Raw genomic sequence first — 16,519 nt, forward strand, 5'->3', positions numbered from 1 at the left:
CAAGAGCCGCGAGATCGCTCCATGAACGCCGCCTCCTACGTCATCCCGCTTCCGCCCCAGGCTTCGCTTCCCGTCGTCGGCGAGGCCGGCCGCTTTCCGGTGCGCCGCATCTGGTGCGTCGGCCGCAACTATCTCGAGCACATCCGCGAGATGGGCAATGACGAGCGGGCCCCGCCGTTCTTCTTCGCCAAGCACGCCGACATGCTGGTGCCCGATGGCGCCACCATCCCCTATCCGCCGCTGACCAAGGATCTGCATCACGAGGTCGAGCTGATCGTCGCGCTGAAGAGCGGCGGCCTCAACATCCCCGCCGAGAAGGCGCTGGATCATGTCTACGGCTACGCGGTCGGCATCGACCTCACCCGCCGCGACCTCCAGATCGCCTCGCGCAAGAAGGAGCGTCCGTGGGAGATCGGCAAGTCGTTCGACGGTTCGGCCCCCGCCTCCGCGGTGCAGCCCGCATCGAAGATCGGCCATCCAACCAAGGGCAGGATCTGGCTCACGGTGAACGGCAAGGAAGCCCAGACCGGCGATCTCGAGCAGATGATCTGGAACGTGCCGGAGACGATCTGGCAGCTCTCCCAGCAGGTGAAGCTCGCCGCCGGCGACATCATCATGACCGGCACGCCCGCCGGCGTGTCGCAGCTCCAGGTGGGCGACAAGCTCGAATGCGGCGTCGACGGTGTCGGTACGCTGAAGGTGAGCATCGGCCAGCCTGAGTAGGCTCGATTCGTAGGGCGGATTAGCGAAGCGTAATCCGCCATCATGCTCGCCACGAGCGATAGCGCGGAATATGCCTTCGGCTATTCCGCCGTCCTTCCTTCAGTGATCGAGAAGTCGAGCCCTTCACCCGTTCGGTCAACGAACAGGCGTGTTCCGTCTTCAAATTCGATCATCACCTCTTGAGTCCGGTGGCGCTTAATTACCTTAACCGCTTTCCCACGAAGAAGGTCGGTCATCCTCACCGCTTCGTCGTCCATATCGACCATTTGCATTTCCTTTCCGATATCGACAGCGAATGGTGGATTACGCTTCGCTAATCCACCCTACGCGCTACCAGGCCTTCACCGGCCGATCGGCGTGGCTGGTCTGCGGAACGCCGCGATTGAGCGACATGTGCGAATGCACGCACAGCCAACCATCCCCCTCTCTCGAAAACACCATGGTGGCGCGGCCGGGCCGCGGAAACGCGCTGCCATCGGGATGATAGCCCGTGCTTGTCCACGGCGCGATCACGGTCGCAGTGGCACCATCGGCTGACGCCAGAACCCTGGTCTGATCGAGCACAAAGCGGAAGTCGGTCGTCTTCGGCCAGACGTTATTCCATTGCGATGTGACCCATTGGTCCAGGCCGGGGATAACGTCGTTGTGCGTGCCGAAGGCAAGCACATCCGGGTGAAACAGCGGCCGCGCCGAGGCATAGTCGACCTCGCGGACATAACCTGAGAAAGTTTCCAGCCATCGGTGGAAAAATTGCGTAATCTCGGTGTTCGCAATCGGCAAGGAGGCCATTGCCAGCTCCATGTTCGGCGATTATGCGGCGGCAGTCTTGTTGCCATGGGCCGAACTGTCCAGCAAGACGAGCACCTGGGCCTCTCCGGCCCACTCGCTCGGTTTTGGCATTTCCTTCGCGCTTCGCTTAGAAGGGTGGAATGAACGATTTCACCCAAGCCATCCAGCTCGCAGCGACGTTGATCGGCCGTTTTGACCCGGAGCTACGCGGCATCATTGCGCTGTCTCTCGGGGTGAGTCTGACAGCAAGCGCCTTGGCGTTCATCATTGGCTCGCCGTTGGGATTGGCGCTGGCCATCGGTCGTTTTCCCGGCAGACAGGCCCTGATCGTAACCGCGAACGCCCTTCTCGGTCTGCCTCCGGTCGTCGTCGGTCTCGGCGTTTATCTGCTGCTCTCCCGCTCAGGGCCGCTCGGCTCGCTCGGGATCCTGTTTACCCCAGCGGCGATGATCCTCGCGCAGGCGATCCTCGGCATTCCGATCGTGGTCGCCCTGGTGCATCGCATGACGGTAGACCTCTGGGCGACCTACGGCGAGGCCTTGCTGGTTGATGGCGCCTCGCATATCCGGGCCGCAGCTTCGCTCATGAACATTGGCCGCGAGGGACTGGTCGTCGCGTTTCTTGCTGCATTTGGCCGGGCTATTGCCGAGGTCGGCGCGATACTCATCGTCGGCGGCAACATACGCGGTTACACGCGAACAATGACGACGGCCATCGCGCTGGAGACGAGCAAGGGAGAATTGAGCTTGGCGCTTGCCCTTGGCATCATCCTGATCGCCCTGTCGATGACCGTCAGTGCGTTCAGCCACATGTTCGGGCGCACCTTGAGGCACTGAGACAGCGGATGATGATTGCAAGGAGTTCATAGATGGGCCGATGGTTCAGCGCGATCGCTGCCGGGATTGCAGTTCTTTTGAGGTTGCTGTGCGCTCCCGTCTCGGCCCAGGATCAGACGATCATTGTCGCCTCGACGACCTCGACACAGGATTCGGGATTGTTTGATTACCTGTTGCCGATCGTCCGGGACAAGACCGGCGTCGACGTCAAGGTCCTCGCGCAAGGAACCGGGCAGGCCCTTGATACAGCGCGACGGGGTGACGTTGATGTCGTATTCGTCCATGCCAAGTCGGCCGAAGAAAAATTCCTCGCCGAAGGATTCGGCGTCAAGCGCTATCCCGTCATGTACAACGACTTCGTTCTCATTGGGCCGAAGAACGATCCCGCAGGCATCAGGGGTCTCGACGTGATCGCCTCGCTGCAAACCATAGAGAAGCAAGCGGCTCCCTTCATCTCCCGTGGCGACAGATCAGGCACGCACATCGCCGAGCTTGCACTTTGGAAGGACGCGGGCATCGACGTTACGAAGGATCGCGGCAGCTGGTACAAGGAGATTGGTCAAGGGATGGGAGCCGCGCTCAACGTCGCGTCGGCATCCAATGCCTACGTCCTTGCAGACCGCGGCACCTGGCTCGCTTTCAAGAATCGCGGCGATCTTGCGATCCTTGTCGAAGGCGACAAGCGACTTTTCAACCAGTACGGCGTGATGCTGGTCAATCCAGCCAAGCATCCAACAGTGAGGAAAGAGGCCGGCCAACGCTTCATCGACTGGCTTGTCTCACCAGAGGGACAGAAAGCGATCGCAGGCTACAAGATCGGAGGGCAACAGCTCTTCTATCCAAATGCGAACGATCCGGGGGCCTGAGCCGAAGCGATCAGGCCAATGCCGAATACACGATGAGACCAAGAACCAGAGCGGTCAGCGAGTACTTCAGCGTGTAGTACACGTTCCGGTTCCACTCCTTGACCTTGCGGCTGCCGAGATGGATCTCGTAGAGCTTGCCGAACACCTTGTTCAGCACGCCGACATTCTCGCCCTCGACGTTCTGGGTCGCGGACGCCTTGACGATGTGATGGCTGACCCAGCGGTTGATCGCAGTCATGAAGCCGTACTTCATCGGGCGTTCGACGTCGCAGAACAGGATGATGCGGTTGACGTCGGTCTGGTTTTCGGCGCTGTGGATGAAGGTTTCGTCGAACATGAAAGCCTCGCCGTCGCGCCAGACGCATTCAACGCCGTCGACGAGGATGCGGCACTTGTTGGAGTTCGGCGTGACGAGCCCGAGGTGATAGCGCAGCGAGCCCGCGAAGGGATCGCGGTGCGCACCTAACTTGCCGCCCGGGGGTAGCATCGCGAACATTGCGCCATGCACGCTCGGGATCGACTTGAGCAATTCCACGGTCTTCGGGCACAGCGTGTTCGCCGACGGCAGGAAGTCGTCGTACCATTTCAGGTAAAACCGCTTCCAGCCGCTCTTGAAGAACGAGTAGAAGCCCCAATCGTTGTTCTTGGCCGCGGCGCGGATGAAACCCTCGTCGAACAGGCGGACGGCCTCATCGCGGATGGTCTCCCAGTTTTCGCCGAGCGGTTTGAGCTCGGGAAACTGCTCGACCGAGATCACCGGCTTGTTCGGCACGGCTGATCCCGCGTACATCAGCACGTTGTAGGGCGCGAGATAGGTCGAGTGATCGCCGAGCTGGCGCGCAAAGCGAAGCCGCTGCTTGCCGCGGAAGTGAACGTAAATCGTCGATGCCGCAAGCACATACAAAATGACGAGTTGCGGTGCAAAAAGCTGCTTCAGCATATCCCCAAGTTCCCGAGTGACCCAGCCGGGGACGTGATCTACTCCGACCCGGCCCGACCGGCAAGCTATTGGCGTGCTCCCCGGGCCGCTCCACAGGTTGTGAATGGGCCGGCCCCATGCCCTGCCGTGCACAATTACAAAGCGCAACCGGCGCGACGTCAATCCCGGCGTTGCGCGCGGGCGGCCACATGGTAACGTGGTTCCACAAGTCCGGACTGCGGGGTGCGTCTTGGGGAAGTGGCGGTTGTTGGCGGGCTGTGCGCTCGCGCTGTTTGTGCTCGGAATGCCCGCATCCGTGACCGGTCAGGGCGCTCCGCCTCAACAGGCCAAGACTCCGGATCCGGAGCTTCGCGGCGAGTGGCTGAGGGCCGGACCAGGATTCGCCTGCAGGGTTGCGGCCGGGAAGCGCATCGCGGCACCCGAGCCCGAGGTCCTCAGCTATGCATGCCAACGCATGGGTGCGCTCGGCGTCGGCATCTCGGAGGCATCACTCAAAGCCGTGCTCGGCGAACCGCACCACAGGATGCCGCCGGAACGCAATGGCACGGCCTATGTGTACTTCCTCGGCAAGCCCAACCAATATCCCTATCTCGCCGCGACCGTGAACGCGAGCCGCGTGGTCGCGCTTCAAATCAGCGGAGAGGCACCGGCAGCCGCCTACAGCTTCAACCAGATCAATCTCGGCGACAGCACCGAGAAACTCCTGGCGCAGTTCGGCAGCCCCTTCCATGTCGGCCCAAGCGGACTCGAGAAAACCGAGCTCTGGACCTACGGACCGTGGCCGTTCTCGTTCGAGGTGCGGGGCGACCGCGTCACCTCGATCCGGATCACCGATCCGACCGTCGGGACACAATAGACACCAATTGCGCGTGAAGCAGTCACGCCCGCGACAGCGCCTGCAGACCCTTGAAAGTCAGGCGCTTGGGGTCGGTGACGCCGGCGAGATAGAGCCGGCGGATAAAGGCAATGACGGCGTCGCGGTCGCAATCGGTCAGCGCGACGACAGCGTCGACCGCGATCTTCTGGGCTTCCATTGGGCTCACCTCGGCCTTGCGAGTAACCCCGGCCGGGACAGGCTAGGACTCATCCGTTAAATCGGCGTTAACTGTTTCGGAATCATGGCCGATTCAGCCCGGCGGCCGTATACGCAAAACAACGCATTGGCGGCCGCAACGCGGCCACGATGTCTAGCGGCCATCGAGACTTCTCTTGAGGAGCGCGAACTGCTTCTTGAGCCGCGGTACCGCGAAGTCGATGAAAGCGCGCACCTTCGGCACCGAGAGGCGGCCCTGCGGACAGATCAGGTGAACCGGCATCTCGGGGTCCTCGTCGCCGGCAAGCACGATCTCGAGCTCGCCACGCGCCACCTGCTCGGCGACCTGATACGAGTACATCCGCGCCACGCCGCGTCCGGCGACCGCGGAGGCCACGGCGGCATAGGTGCTGGTGACGGTCAGGCGCGGAGTGAACTGCACCGTGCGGAGCGCCGACGAGTTTGCAGGCGGCTTGAAGGTCCACGAATTGGGAAGATGGGCCATCGCCACGACCTGATGCTTGGCAAGATCTCCGGGCTCCGCGATCCGCGGGTGTTGTTTCAGATAGCGCGGCGCCGCCACGACGACACGGCGGACTTCGCCGATCCGCGTCGCCACCATCGCCGAATCCGCGAGAGGACCGATACGCAGCGCAACATCAACGCCCTCCTCGATCAGATTGACCGCGCGGTCGAACAGCAGGAGTTTGGCGGACACCGTCGGATAGGCGTCCAGAAACGCATCGAGGATCGGCCGCAGCACCATCTCGCCTGACACCACAGGGGCCGTGATCGTGAGCAAGCCGCGTGGCGCGGTTCGCGGTCCGGCCGCGATGTCATCGGCCTCTTCGAGTTCGGCGAGGACGCGGCGGCAGATCGCGACATAGCGCTCGCCTTCCTGGCTCAGCTTGATCGACCGCGTCGTCCGGTGCAGCAGCTCGGCCCCGACGCGTTCTTCCAGGAAGGCGATCGCGCGGCTCACCGCGGCCGGCGACCGGCCAAGCTTGCGGCCCGCGGCCGCAAGGCTGCCTTCGTCCACCGCGAGAACGAACACCTTCATCGCATCCAGACGATCCATGCCTTCCCGTCGCCCTCGAAATTGAGCTGGCAAATTAAGCATTTGCTCCAGCCGCGACAACTGCCGCGACGCGCCGATCCGGCATTCATACGCGCGGCGAAAGAGTGTCTGCCGGACAGCGGATATTCGCAGCCAGTCCCTGGCGGCGTACCTCAGCACGCAAGCCAGTCAGTGCTGGCACGGATCAATTACAGGAGCCCGTCATGGGTATCGAACAGAAGGTTGCCATCATCACCGGCGCGTCGCAGGGCATCGGCGCCGCCCTGGTCCAGGGTTTTCGCGATCGCAATTATCGCGTCGTTGCGACCGCGCGCTCGGTCAAGCCGTCGGGCGACGATGACGTTCTCGCCGTTCCCGGCGACATCGCCGACCGGAAGACTGCCGAGCGCGTGGTCGCAGAGGCCGTCGCGCGCTTCGGCCGCGTCGACACGCTCGTCAACAATGCCGGCATCTTCCTGGCCAAGCCGTTCACGCAATACACGGCCGAAGACTATGTCGCGGTGATGGGGACGAACGTTGCCGGTTTCTTCAACATCACCCAGCTCGCGATCGCCGAGATGGAGAAACAGGGGTCCGGCCACGTCGTGCAAATCACGACCACCCTCGTTGATCAGGCCAATTCGAACGTACCCTCGGTGCTGGCCTCGCTGAGCAAGGGCGGGCTGAATGCCGCGACGAGGTCGCTCGCAATCGAATACGCCAAGCGCGGCATTCGCGTGAACGCGGTTGCTCCCGGCATCATCAAATCGCCGATGCACCCGGTATCGACGCACGCCCAGCTGGGCGCGATGCATCCGGTGGGCCGAATGGGCGAGATGTCCGACATCGTCGATGCGGTGCTCTATCTCGAAAACGCGACTTTCGTTACCGGCGAGATTCTGCATGTCGACGGCGGCCAGATCGCCGGCCACTGAACGCGGAGCGAGATGATGCCCATCGTCACCATTCAAGTGACCCGCGAAGGAACGGCGCCGGGAACGGCATTGCTCACGGCGGAGGAAAAGGCGGCGCTGATCAAGGGCTCGAGCGAATTGCTGCGCGACGTCCTTGGCAAGCCGCTCGATTCCACTTTCGTCGTGATCGAGGAAGTCGACACCGGGAATTGGGGTTGGGGCGGCCTGCCCGTGCAGGAATTCCGGCGCCGCCGCGTCAGCCAGACAGGATGATCCGCGCAAGGCACGCGCAGGAGGATGACATGACCGACGCAAATGCGAAGCAACACATCGAAGCCCGGCTGCATGCGCAGCCGGGGGCGGACTCACGATCAACCTGGCGTTACGCGGTGGCGGGACTATCCGCATCGCTGGTCGGGCTTGGTCTCGCCCGGTTCTCCTACACGCCGCTGATCCCCGCCCTGATCGCGGCAAAATGGTTCAGCGCCTCCGACGTCGTCTATCTCGGCGCTGCGAACCTCGCGGGCTATCTCGCCGGCGCGCTCGCGGCGCGGGCTGTCTCTGCACGAATTGGCGCGGTCCGCGCACTGCGGGCGATGATGCTGCTTGCAACCCTCTCCTTCTTTGCAAGCTCGACCCCGGTGTCATTCACCTGGTTCTTCGCCTGGCGTTTCCTGTCCGGCCTCACCGGCGGAATCATCATGGTGCTGGCCGCCTCCGTCATTCTACCGCACACCTCGCCCTCCCGGCGTGGCATCGTCGGCGGCGTGATCTTTGCGGGCGTTGGCCTCGGCGTCGCCGCATCGGGCACGCTCGTGCCGTTGCTGCTGCAGCAAGGCTTGCAGCAGAGCTGGTACGGCCTTGGCGCACTCTCGGCGCTGCTGACACTGGCAAGCTGGTGGAACTGGCCTGAAGAAGTCAAGACCGACGCAGCGCCGACGCATCATGCGAAGCAGCGTCACGCCTCGACGGCCGCCCGTGCACTGCTGATCCAGTACGGGCTCAACGCTGTCGCGCTGGTGCCGCACATGGTCTTCATTGTCGACTTCGTGGCGCGAGGTCTCGGCCAGGGCATCGCCGCGGGATCGCGCTATTGGGTGCTGTACGGCCTCGGCGCGATCGCCGGCCCGCTCGTCGCCGGCCATCTCGGCGACCGCTCGGGATTCGGCCCGGCCCTGCGCGCCGCTTTTCTGATCGAGGCGGCCGCCGTGCTACTCCCGACGGTCAGCACGGCGCCGGTGTCGTTGATCGTATCGAGCGTGGTGATCGGCGGCTTCACGCCGGGCATCGTGCCGCTGGTGCTCGGACGCATTCACGAACTCGTACCGCACGCGGCCGAGCAGCAGCGCGCGACCTGGAGCCACGCCACCACCAGCTTTGCCCTGTTCCAGGCGGCCGCCGCCTACGGCTTCTCCTGGATCTATGCGAACACCGGCGGCGACTATCTCGTCCTGTTCGCGCTCGGCGGCGGCGCTGTGGTGCTTGCGCTCGCGATCGATCTTGGCCTCGCACTCACCACGCGGAAAGCCTAGAAGAGGCACGGTAATCAGGAATACTGCATCACGCCGTCGTCGATCTTGCCGAAGCGCAAGGAGACGATGTCGAGCGCGTAATTCTGGTAGAGCCTCCACGGCTGCTTCGAGCCCTGCTTCGGCATTTTTGCCACCGACCGCTGCACATAACCCGAGGTGAAATCGAGCGCCGGTTGGGCGGTGATGGTGGAATCGTCATTGTGCGGCATGGCTTGCCGGAAATTGTGCCGGTCCATGTAGTTGATGAGCCGGCAGACATATTCGCAGGTGAGATCGCATTTCAGCGTCCACGACGCGTTGGTGTATCCGAACGCAGACGCCATATTGGGCACGTCAGCATACATCATGCCCTTGTAGGTGAGCGTGTTGGCAAAATCGACGGCGCGGCCGTCGACGCTGACCTCCAGTCCGCCGACGACCTGAAGCACGAGGCCCGTCGCCGTCACGATGATGTCGGCGGGCAGCTCGCTGCCGTCCTTCAGGCGGATGCCATCGTGGGTAAATCTGTCGATCTCGTTGGTGACGACGGAGGCGCGCTTTTCCCGGATCGCCTTGAACAAATCGCCGTCGGGCACAAGGCACAGGCGCTGATCCCAGGGGTTGTAGCGCGGCGTAAAATGTGTGGCGACATCATAGTCCGGCCCGAGCGCCATACGCACGCCACCGAGGATCAGGTTCCTCACCTTGTCCGGCCGCCGGCGGCTGAGCTGGAAGAAGAACATTCCCCACATCACGTTGCGCCAGCGGATCAAGTGATAGGCCAGGCGCGCCGGCAGATTGCGACGCAGCCTGTTGGCGACGGGATCCTGCGCCGGACGCGATACCACGTAAGTGGGCGACCGCTGCAGCATGGTGACCTGCGACGCTTTCTTGGCAAGCTCCGGCACCAGCGTCACCGCGGTCGCGCCCGAGCCGATCACGACGACGCGCTTGCCCGCGTAGTCGATGTCCTCGGTCCATTTCTGCGGATGCACGATGCGGCCGGCAAAATCCGCTGTGCCCGCGAACTCCGGGGTGTAGCCCGCCTCGTATTTGTAGTAGCCCGCGCACATGAACAGGAAGTTGCAGGTGAAGCGCACGGTCTCGGTCACGCCCTCGCCCTCTGTGCGCTCGACCTCGACAGTCCAACGCGCATCCGGCGTCGACCACGCCGCGCGCTTGACGCGATGGCGGAAGCGGATGTGCTTCTCGATGCCGTTCTCGGTCGCGGTCTCGCGCACATAGTTCAGGATCTGCGGCCCGTCGGCGATCGCCTTCGGATCGGTCCACGGCTTGAAGGAATAGCCGAGCGTGAACATGTCGCTGTCGGAGCGGATACCGGGATAGCGAAACAGGTCCCAGGTGCCGCCGATGCAATCGCGGCCCTCGAGAATGACGTAGCTCTTGCCGGGGCATTTGCTCTGCAAATGATAACCTGCACCGATGCCGGACAGACCGGCACCGACGATGAGCACGTCGAAATGTTCTTGTTGCATGGTTTCCTCCGCCGCGGCGGGATAGTCCGACCGCAAGCCCGGGCCGTCAATCCGCAACAACCGAACCGGGAACCGATTTTTTGCCACGGCGCGGCCGCCTGCCGCCACGCGGACAAAGCAAAAGGCCCCGGATCGCTCCGAGGCCTTCGCGTGTTCTGAGTGGATCGAACTCAGTAGCGGTAGTGGTCCGACTTGTAGGGGCCTTCCTGCTTGACGCCGATATAGTCGGCCTGGTCCTTGCGCAGCTCGGTGAGCTTGACGCCGATCTTGGCGAGGTGGAGGCGCGCGACCTTCTCGTCGAGCGTCTTCGGCAGCACGTAGACTTCCTTCTTGTACTTGCCGTCCTTGTTGTTGGCGAACAGCTCGATCTGCGCCAGCGTCTGGTTGGTGAAGGAGGCCGACATCACGAAGGACGGATGGCCCATCGCATTGCCGAGGTTCACGAGGCGGCCTTCCGACAGCAGGATGATGCGGTGCTTGTCGGGGAATTCGATCTCGTCGACCTGCGGCTTGATGTTGGTCCACTTCAGGTTACGCAGACCCGCGATCTGGATCTCGTTGTCGAAGTGGCCGATGTTGCAGACGATGGCGCGATCCTTCATCGCACGCATGTGCTCGATCGTGATGATGTCCTTGTTGCCGGTCGCGGTGACGAAGATGTCGGCGCGGGGCGCGGCGTCTTCCATGGTCGTGACCTCGTAGCCTTCCATCGCGGCCTGGAGCGCGCAGATCGGATCGACTTCGGAGACCATGACGCGGCAACCGGCCTGGCGCAGCGAGGCCGCCGACCCCTTGCCGACGTCGCCGAAGCCCGCGACCATCGCCACCTTGCCCGACATCATCACGTCGGTGCCCCGGCGGATGCCGTCGACCAGCGATTCACGGCAGCCATAGAGGTTGTCGAACTTCGACTTGGTGACGCTGTCGTTGACGTTGATGGCGGGCCACAGCAGCGTGCCGGCCTTCTGCATGTCGTAGAGACGGTGCACGCCCGTGGTGGTCTCTTCGGACACGCCCTTGATGCTGGCAGCGATCGCGGCGAAGTAGCCCTTCGGCTTTTCCTTGAGCTGCTTCTTCAGAAGCGCGAAGAAGACTTCCTCTTCTTCCGAGCCCGGCTTGTCCAGGAACGCGGTGTCGCCGTTCTCGGCGCGCAGTCCGAGATGGACGTACATGGTGGCGTCACCGCCGTCATCGAGGATCATGTTCGGGTGACCGCCGCCGTGCCAGTCGAACAATTTTGCGGTGTAGTCCCAGTAATCCTTCAGCGTCTCGCCCTTGACGGCGAAGACGGGAATTCCTGCGGCTGCGATCGCAGCGGCGGCGTGGTCCTGCGTCGAATAGATGTTGCAGGAGACCCAGCGGATGTCGGCGCCGAGGGCTGCCAGCGTCTCGATCAGCACGCCGGTCTGGATGGTCATGTGCAGGGAGCCCGCGATGCGCGCGCCCTTCAGCGGCTGCTTCGGGCCGTATTCCTCGCGCGTCGCCATGAGGCCGGGCATCTCGGTCTCGGCGAGCGAGAGCTCCTTGCGGCCGAAATCGGCGAGCGAAATGTCCTTGACGATGTAATCGGTGAAGCCGGGCTTCGCGTTCATTGCGGGCATCCTGTTGTTGGGATCGTCGTTCCGGAGCGCTTAGGCGACCCCGCAACCTTCAAAACGATGGATAAGGGGCCGGGGATCACTCACGCGAGCGACCCCCGGCATATTAAAGGCTCAGAGTGCGCGCTTGAGCGGTTCGACCAGGTCGGTCTTCTCCCAGGAGAAGCCGCCCTCGTTGTCCGGCGTGCGGCCGAAATGGCCGTAAGCCGAGGTGCGCGCGTAGATCGGGCGGTTGAGATCGAGATGGCTGCGGATGCCGCGCGGGGTCAGATCCATCGCCTTGGCGGCGGCCTTCTCGAGCTGATCCTCCGACACCTTGCCGGTGCCGTGGGTGTCGATGTAGATCGACAGCGGACGTGCCACGCCGATGGCGTAAGCGAGCTGCAGCGTGCAGCGATCGGCAAGCCCGGCCGCGACGATGTTCTTGGCGACGTAGCGCGCAGCGTAAGCTGCGGAGCGGTCGACCTTGGTCGGATCCTTGCCGGAGAACGCACCGCCGCCGTGCGGGGCCGCACCGCCGTAGGTATCGACGATGATCTTGCGGCCGGTGAGGCCGGTGTCGCCGTCCGGACCGCCGATGAAGAACTTGCCGGTGGGGTTGATGTGCCAGATGGTCTTCGGCGTGATCCAGTCCTTCGGCAGCGCCTCGCGCACATAGGGCTCGACGATGTCGCGGATCTGCTTCGACGAGATATCCTCGACCAGATGCTGGTGCGACACCACGATCTCGCGCACGGCGACCGGCTTGCCGTTCTCGTACTGCACGGTGACTTGGCTCTTGGAATCAGGACCCAGCACCTTCTCCTTGCCGGAGTGACGGGCTTCGGAAATCAGGCGCAGGATCTTGTGGGCATAGAAGATCGGCGCCGGCATCAGGTCGGGCGTCTCGTTGGTGGCGTAACCGAACATGATGCCCTGGTCGCCGGCACCCTCTTCCTTGACTTCGCCCGGCTGCAGCGCGTCGACGCCCTGCGCGATGTCGGCCGACTGCGGATGCAGCAGGATCTCGATGTCGGCCTTCTGCCAGTGGAAACCGTCCTGCTCGTAACCGATGTCCTTGATCGCGGCGCGCACGACGCCCTCGATCTGCTCGTTGGTCACCGACTTCGGCCCGCGGGTTTCACCTGCGATCACCACCTTGTTGGTGGTCGCCAGCGTTTCGCAGGCCGCGCGGATCTGCCACGGATCGATGCCGGCCTTCGGCCCTTCGCGGTAGAACAGATCGACGATTTCGTCGGAAATCCGGTCGCAGACCTTGTCCGGATGGCCTTCGGAAACGGACTCGCTGGTGAAGAGATAGGACGCGCGCATCAAGAAACCCCTTGTTCCACCGCTGCCGGCGGACGTTTGCGATGTTTACAGTTGGATTATGTCAATCACGCCGGCGCGAGATGACGTAGGATTCGTCGAGAAACCAGAGCCCGTTGTACTTTCGCAGCACATCCCTGGCGGCATCCAGAGTGCGGCCGTTTTGAGTCATATCTGTCAATCGGTCGTCCTCAATCTGGGCGACATACACTGCCGCATTCCACGCTGCAAAGGCCGTCGAGGTTCCGATAGTACCCGTCACCTCGTTGGGCAGCGCTTCCATATCATACCTGAAGATCGAACGGTTATCCGCGTACGCATTAAAATTTAAGTCGCGGCCCAACGATCCAAGCTCATACTTAACGGCGCGCAATAGCTCATGACGGCTCACCGAGAAAGGATTTTCTCCGGGCCAGATCGCCTGGATCATTTCCATGCCGGGATCGTGACCATGGGAGTGAATACCGATCAGGCGGCCGCCTGGTCGCAAGGCCTTGGCCAGCGGTGCGATAATCCGCTTGGCCCGGAAATTGACCGAAGACAGCGCCCGGTATGGCTGGGATGCAATCACGAGGTCGAAATTGGCCTCGGTCTGGCCTGGCCGGGGAATGGTCGAATCGAGCAGGAACCGGTGGTCATCGCGGTAGAGCACGAGGACGACCGGCCGCTCGTAAAGCGGCATCGCCGTGCGTGGGCTGATTGCGGCACGCCAGTTCTGCTCCAGGAACGGGCGCAGCTCGGCGATCTGCTGCTCGAACTCACCCGACGAGGCGCCCCGGAGCGGGACCTCGTGCCAGACCGTGGCGGCGGCGGCCGCAGGCGATGCCGGCGTGAGCCAGGGCGCCTCGGAATAGAACATGTTGGTAAACACGAAAACGGACGCCGGATGCTCGAAAATGCGGTCCGGCACCTTCTCCAGCGTCAGGCGCAGGTCCTCGAGGCTCAGTTCCTTGCCAGCCACGTAGAACGGCATATGCGGGTAGCGCTGGTGCGTGGCGCGCAGCACCCGCGCCAGCACGGTGCCGTCGCCCACGCCGGCATCGAAAATGCGCAGCGCCGGCGGGCGTGGATGGATGGTGGAAAGCTCCAGCGCCACCCGGTCGGCGATCACCCGCTTCTCGCTGCAGGTGTGCACGAACAGCAGATATTTCTGCCGGTTCTCGAAGAAGCGGAAATTGCCGCGCGGATCGCGCTTTTCCGGGGGCACCTGAAGCCCCCGCGGTGGCGGCAGGCCGCCGGTCGTCGATGCCGCGATATAGGCCTGGATCCGCTCCAGCGTGTCGATGGTGATGCGCTTGCCCTCGCGCAGCCGGTGAACAAGCTTCCCATCGTTCACCGCCCGCCGGCCAAAGGTCGATTCCGCCATGTCCGCCGTGCGGCAGAACTCGGTGATTTGGCTCAGGATTTCGTCGTTTTTCATAGGTGGGAAAACAGTGGGCAAGGAAGTTGGGAAACCGCTCTTAGCAAATTCTGCCCACTCAGGGAATACGACTGCCTTCCTTTACCCCAGCTCCGATAACGCCTGCGTGAACCCCCACCGGCCGCCGGGCAACAAACAAGCGTTCTCCTGAAGGAACCGCCGCCATGCGCCGCCCGCTCGTCGCGCTCGTTCTGCTCGCCAACGCGCTATGGTCGGTGCCCTGCTCCGCCCAGTCGCGCAGCCAGCTCGGGCCGCTCTGCACCACCGAGACCACGCCGGCGGACCAGATGGTCGATGCCTGCAGCAAGATCATTGCGCTGAAGGTGTTCAAGGGCGAGCAGCTCGCGACGGTCTATTTCTGGCGCGCGGTGGGCTGGAACAAGAAAGGCGACTACGCCAAGGTCATCGCCGACACCACCGAAGCGATCCGGCTGCAGCCGGGACAGGCTGTCTACAATCTCAGGGGGTCGGCCTATTACGACAAAGGCGACTACGACATCGCGATCGCCGATTTCGACGATGCGCTGAAGATCGGCCCGCCGAACGGCACCCTGTTCCACAACCGCGGCAATGCCTGGCGCGGCAAGGGTGACTACGCCAGGGCGATCGCCGATTACGACATGTCGATCAAGGCAGATCCGAAATCGGCGTTCTCGTTCCAGAATCGCGGCATCGCGAAGGAAGCGCTCGGCGATCTCGACGGTGCGCTCACCGACATCAACCAGGCGATCCGGCTCGATCCGACGTTGCCGCAGCCGCTGATCAACCGTACCGCGATCTGGCGCGCGCGAGGCGATCTCGACCGCGCCATTGCGGACGGCAGCGAGGCGATCCGGCTCGCAAAGGACAAGCCGCCGGTCAACGTCATGACTCCGCCGAACAGCGTGATGATCTCGGCGTATACCCATCGCGCGCTGGCCTATGAAGCCAAGGGCGACTACCTGCATGCAGCGGATGACTATAAGGCCACGCTCGCGATCGTAGCCTCCGACGCCGGAAGCAAGGCCAACCAGGCGACCGCAAAGGTGCGCCTGTCGCTGGTAAGCGATGCAGCGGCACCGGCTCCGCGCGAGGCGCCCTCGCCGACGACGCAGCCTGCGGCGGCCCCTGCGCCACAGCAGACGGGCGCATCGCCAGCGCCATCGCCCGCACCCGCGCTTCGCGTCAATCGCATGGCGCTGGTCATCGGCAATGGCGCCTATGCCCACGTGAAGGCGCTGCCCAACCCGCCAAACGACGCTCGCGCGGTTGCGAAGAGTTTGCGCGATATCGGATTTACGGTGTCGGAAGGCGTCGATCTCGATCGCACGGCGATGCAGACGATGACGCGGGAGTTCTTGCGAGATGCAGCACGGGCGCAGGTCGCCCTGGTCTACTACGCCGGTCACGGCGTGCAGGTCGATGGCCGCAACTATCTCATTCCCGTCGACGTCGAGCTCAAGCCTGGCGCCAACATGACCGAGGCGATGATCGACATGGACACGATCATGGCGGGCCTCGACGACCAGGTCCGCACCAACATCCTGATCTTCGACGCCTGCCGCAACAATCCAATGGCGCAGCACGTGGCGGCCGCAGGCACCAATCGCGGCATCGAAGGCGCATCCGGCCTCGCAGCGCCAACAAGCCTTGCATCCGGCGCGACATTGGGAGCCGGTACGCTGATCGCCTTCGCGACCGCGCCGGGCCAGGTCGCGCTCGATGGCGAAGGCGCCAACTCGCCGTTCTCGGCGGCGCTCTCCCGCCATCTCGGCACGCCGGGCCTGGAAGTGCAGCAGATGCTGACGCGCGTGCGGGCTGAAGTGGTCTCGGCCACCAGGAACAAGCAGGTGCCTTGGTCGAACTCATCGCTGCTGGGCGAGGTATATCTGGCGGAAAAATGAGGGCATCCGGGCCGAACGCGCAGACGAGCTAAATTTGCAACAGCCCGGCAGATAGTCGAGCGCAACCTGTGGCTGCTCTATTCCGTCGCATATCGTTGTCCTAAAGTGCCGCCAACGCCGATCATCGGTGGACTGGTTGCTGGGG

At 63.3% G+C, this 16,519-nt stretch carries 17 protein-coding genes; 8 read left to right on the forward strand and 9 right to left on the reverse strand.

The window, feature by feature from the left end; genetic code table 11:
* The first annotated feature begins 21 nt into the window (after positions 1 to 21).
* Complete coding sequence (locus tag JQ621_RS26110) at positions 22 to 723, forward strand: fumarylacetoacetate hydrolase family protein (protein ID WP_212238347.1); 702 nt, start codon at positions 22 to 24, stop codon at positions 721 to 723.
* A gap of 80 nt (positions 724 to 803) precedes the next feature.
* Here the strand turns inward: JQ621_RS26110 and JQ621_RS26115 are convergent, their stop codons facing one another.
* Positions 804 to 989 (reverse strand): hypothetical protein, encoded by a 186-nt coding sequence (locus JQ621_RS26115; RefSeq protein WP_212238350.1) that lies wholly within the window; start codon positions 987 to 989, stop codon positions 804 to 806.
* A gap of 64 nt (positions 990 to 1,053) precedes the next feature.
* The gene (locus JQ621_RS26120; RefSeq protein WP_212238353.1) at positions 1,054 to 1,512 is read right to left on the reverse strand and encodes a YybH family protein; all 459 of its coding nucleotides are present in this window, start codon (positions 1,510 to 1,512) and stop codon (positions 1,054 to 1,056) included.
* 140 nt (positions 1,513 to 1,652) lie between these two features.
* Here JQ621_RS26120 and JQ621_RS26125 point away from each other — a divergent pair, with 140 nt between their 5' ends.
* On the forward strand, positions 1,653 to 2,348 hold the full coding sequence (locus JQ621_RS26125) for an ABC transporter permease (protein ID WP_212238356.1): 696 nt from the start codon (positions 1,653 to 1,655) through the stop codon (positions 2,346 to 2,348).
* A 32-nt stretch (positions 2,349 to 2,380) separates the two neighbouring features.
* Complete coding sequence (locus tag JQ621_RS26130; RefSeq protein ID WP_212238360.1) at positions 2,381 to 3,214, forward strand: ABC transporter substrate-binding protein; 834 nt, start codon at positions 2,381 to 2,383, stop codon at positions 3,212 to 3,214.
* 10 nt (positions 3,215 to 3,224) lie between these two features.
* Here the strand turns inward: JQ621_RS26130 and JQ621_RS26135 are convergent, their stop codons facing one another.
* Entirely contained in the window at positions 3,225 to 4,154 is a 930-nt protein-coding gene (locus JQ621_RS26135) for an aspartyl/asparaginyl beta-hydroxylase domain-containing protein (RefSeq protein WP_212238363.1), read from the reverse strand.
* A gap of 283 nt (positions 4,155 to 4,437) precedes the next feature.
* On the opposite strand from JQ621_RS26135, the gene JQ621_RS26140 reads away from it, so the two are divergent.
* Positions 4,438 to 5,010, forward strand: a complete 573-nt coding sequence (locus JQ621_RS26140; RefSeq protein WP_212238366.1) for a hypothetical protein — start codon at positions 4,438 to 4,440, stop codon at positions 5,008 to 5,010.
* A gap of 22 nt (positions 5,011 to 5,032) precedes the next feature.
* Here the strand turns inward: JQ621_RS26140 and JQ621_RS26145 are convergent, their stop codons facing one another.
* The gene (locus tag JQ621_RS26145) at positions 5,033 to 5,188 is read right to left on the reverse strand and encodes a hypothetical protein (RefSeq protein WP_014493894.1); all 156 of its coding nucleotides are present in this window, start codon (positions 5,186 to 5,188) and stop codon (positions 5,033 to 5,035) included.
* Positions 5,189 to 5,341: 153 nt separating this feature from the next.
* The gene (locus JQ621_RS26150) at positions 5,342 to 6,265 is read right to left on the reverse strand and encodes a LysR family transcriptional regulator (RefSeq protein ID WP_212238368.1); all 924 of its coding nucleotides are present in this window, start codon (positions 6,263 to 6,265) and stop codon (positions 5,342 to 5,344) included.
* 203 nt (positions 6,266 to 6,468) lie between these two features.
* Here JQ621_RS26150 and JQ621_RS26155 point away from each other — a divergent pair, with 203 nt between their 5' ends.
* From JQ621_RS26155 to JQ621_RS26165, 3 genes are read left to right on the forward strand one after another with little or no spacing between them, the layout of a single operon-like run.
* Positions 6,469 to 7,179, forward strand: coding sequence for an SDR family NAD(P)-dependent oxidoreductase (locus JQ621_RS26155; RefSeq protein WP_212238370.1), 711 nt, complete (start codon positions 6,469 to 6,471; stop codon positions 7,177 to 7,179).
* Between the two features lie 15 nt (positions 7,180 to 7,194).
* Positions 7,195 to 7,431: a tautomerase family protein gene (locus JQ621_RS26160; RefSeq protein WP_212238372.1), complete on the forward strand. Its 237-nt coding sequence runs from the start codon at positions 7,195 to 7,197 to the stop codon at positions 7,429 to 7,431.
* A gap of 29 nt (positions 7,432 to 7,460) precedes the next feature.
* Positions 7,461 to 8,690 (forward strand): YbfB/YjiJ family MFS transporter, encoded by a 1,230-nt coding sequence (locus JQ621_RS26165; protein ID WP_212238374.1) that lies wholly within the window; start codon positions 7,461 to 7,463, stop codon positions 8,688 to 8,690.
* 14 nt (positions 8,691 to 8,704) lie between these two features.
* On the opposite strand, the gene JQ621_RS26170 is transcribed toward JQ621_RS26165, so the two are convergent.
* The 4 genes from JQ621_RS26170 to JQ621_RS26185 form a co-directional block, all read right to left on the reverse strand.
* Entirely contained in the window at positions 8,705 to 10,165 is a 1,461-nt protein-coding gene (locus JQ621_RS26170; protein WP_212238376.1) for a flavin-containing monooxygenase, read from the reverse strand.
* Positions 10,166 to 10,335: 170 nt separating this feature from the next.
* The gene (gene ahcY, locus JQ621_RS26175) at positions 10,336 to 11,757 is read right to left on the reverse strand and encodes an adenosylhomocysteinase (protein ID WP_212238378.1); all 1,422 of its coding nucleotides are present in this window, start codon (positions 11,755 to 11,757) and stop codon (positions 10,336 to 10,338) included.
* 120 nt (positions 11,758 to 11,877) lie between these two features.
* Entirely contained in the window at positions 11,878 to 13,074 is a 1,197-nt protein-coding gene (gene metK, locus JQ621_RS26180; protein ID WP_212238380.1) for a methionine adenosyltransferase, read from the reverse strand.
* A 61-nt stretch (positions 13,075 to 13,135) separates the two neighbouring features.
* Positions 13,136 to 14,491: a hypothetical protein gene (locus JQ621_RS26185; protein WP_212238383.1), complete on the reverse strand. Its 1,356-nt coding sequence runs from the start codon at positions 14,489 to 14,491 to the stop codon at positions 13,136 to 13,138.
* Positions 14,492 to 14,655: 164 nt separating this feature from the next.
* Here JQ621_RS26185 and JQ621_RS26190 point away from each other — a divergent pair, with 164 nt between their 5' ends.
* A complete protein-coding gene (locus JQ621_RS26190; RefSeq protein ID WP_212238386.1) occupies positions 14,656 to 16,374 on the forward strand; it encodes a caspase family protein in 1,719 nt (572 codons plus the stop codon).
* The last annotated feature ends 145 nt before the right edge of the window (positions 16,375 to 16,519 follow it).

This window comes from Bradyrhizobium manausense, assembly GCF_018129685.1.
Classification (GTDB): Bacteria; Pseudomonadota; Alphaproteobacteria; order Rhizobiales; family Xanthobacteraceae; genus Bradyrhizobium; species Bradyrhizobium manausense_D.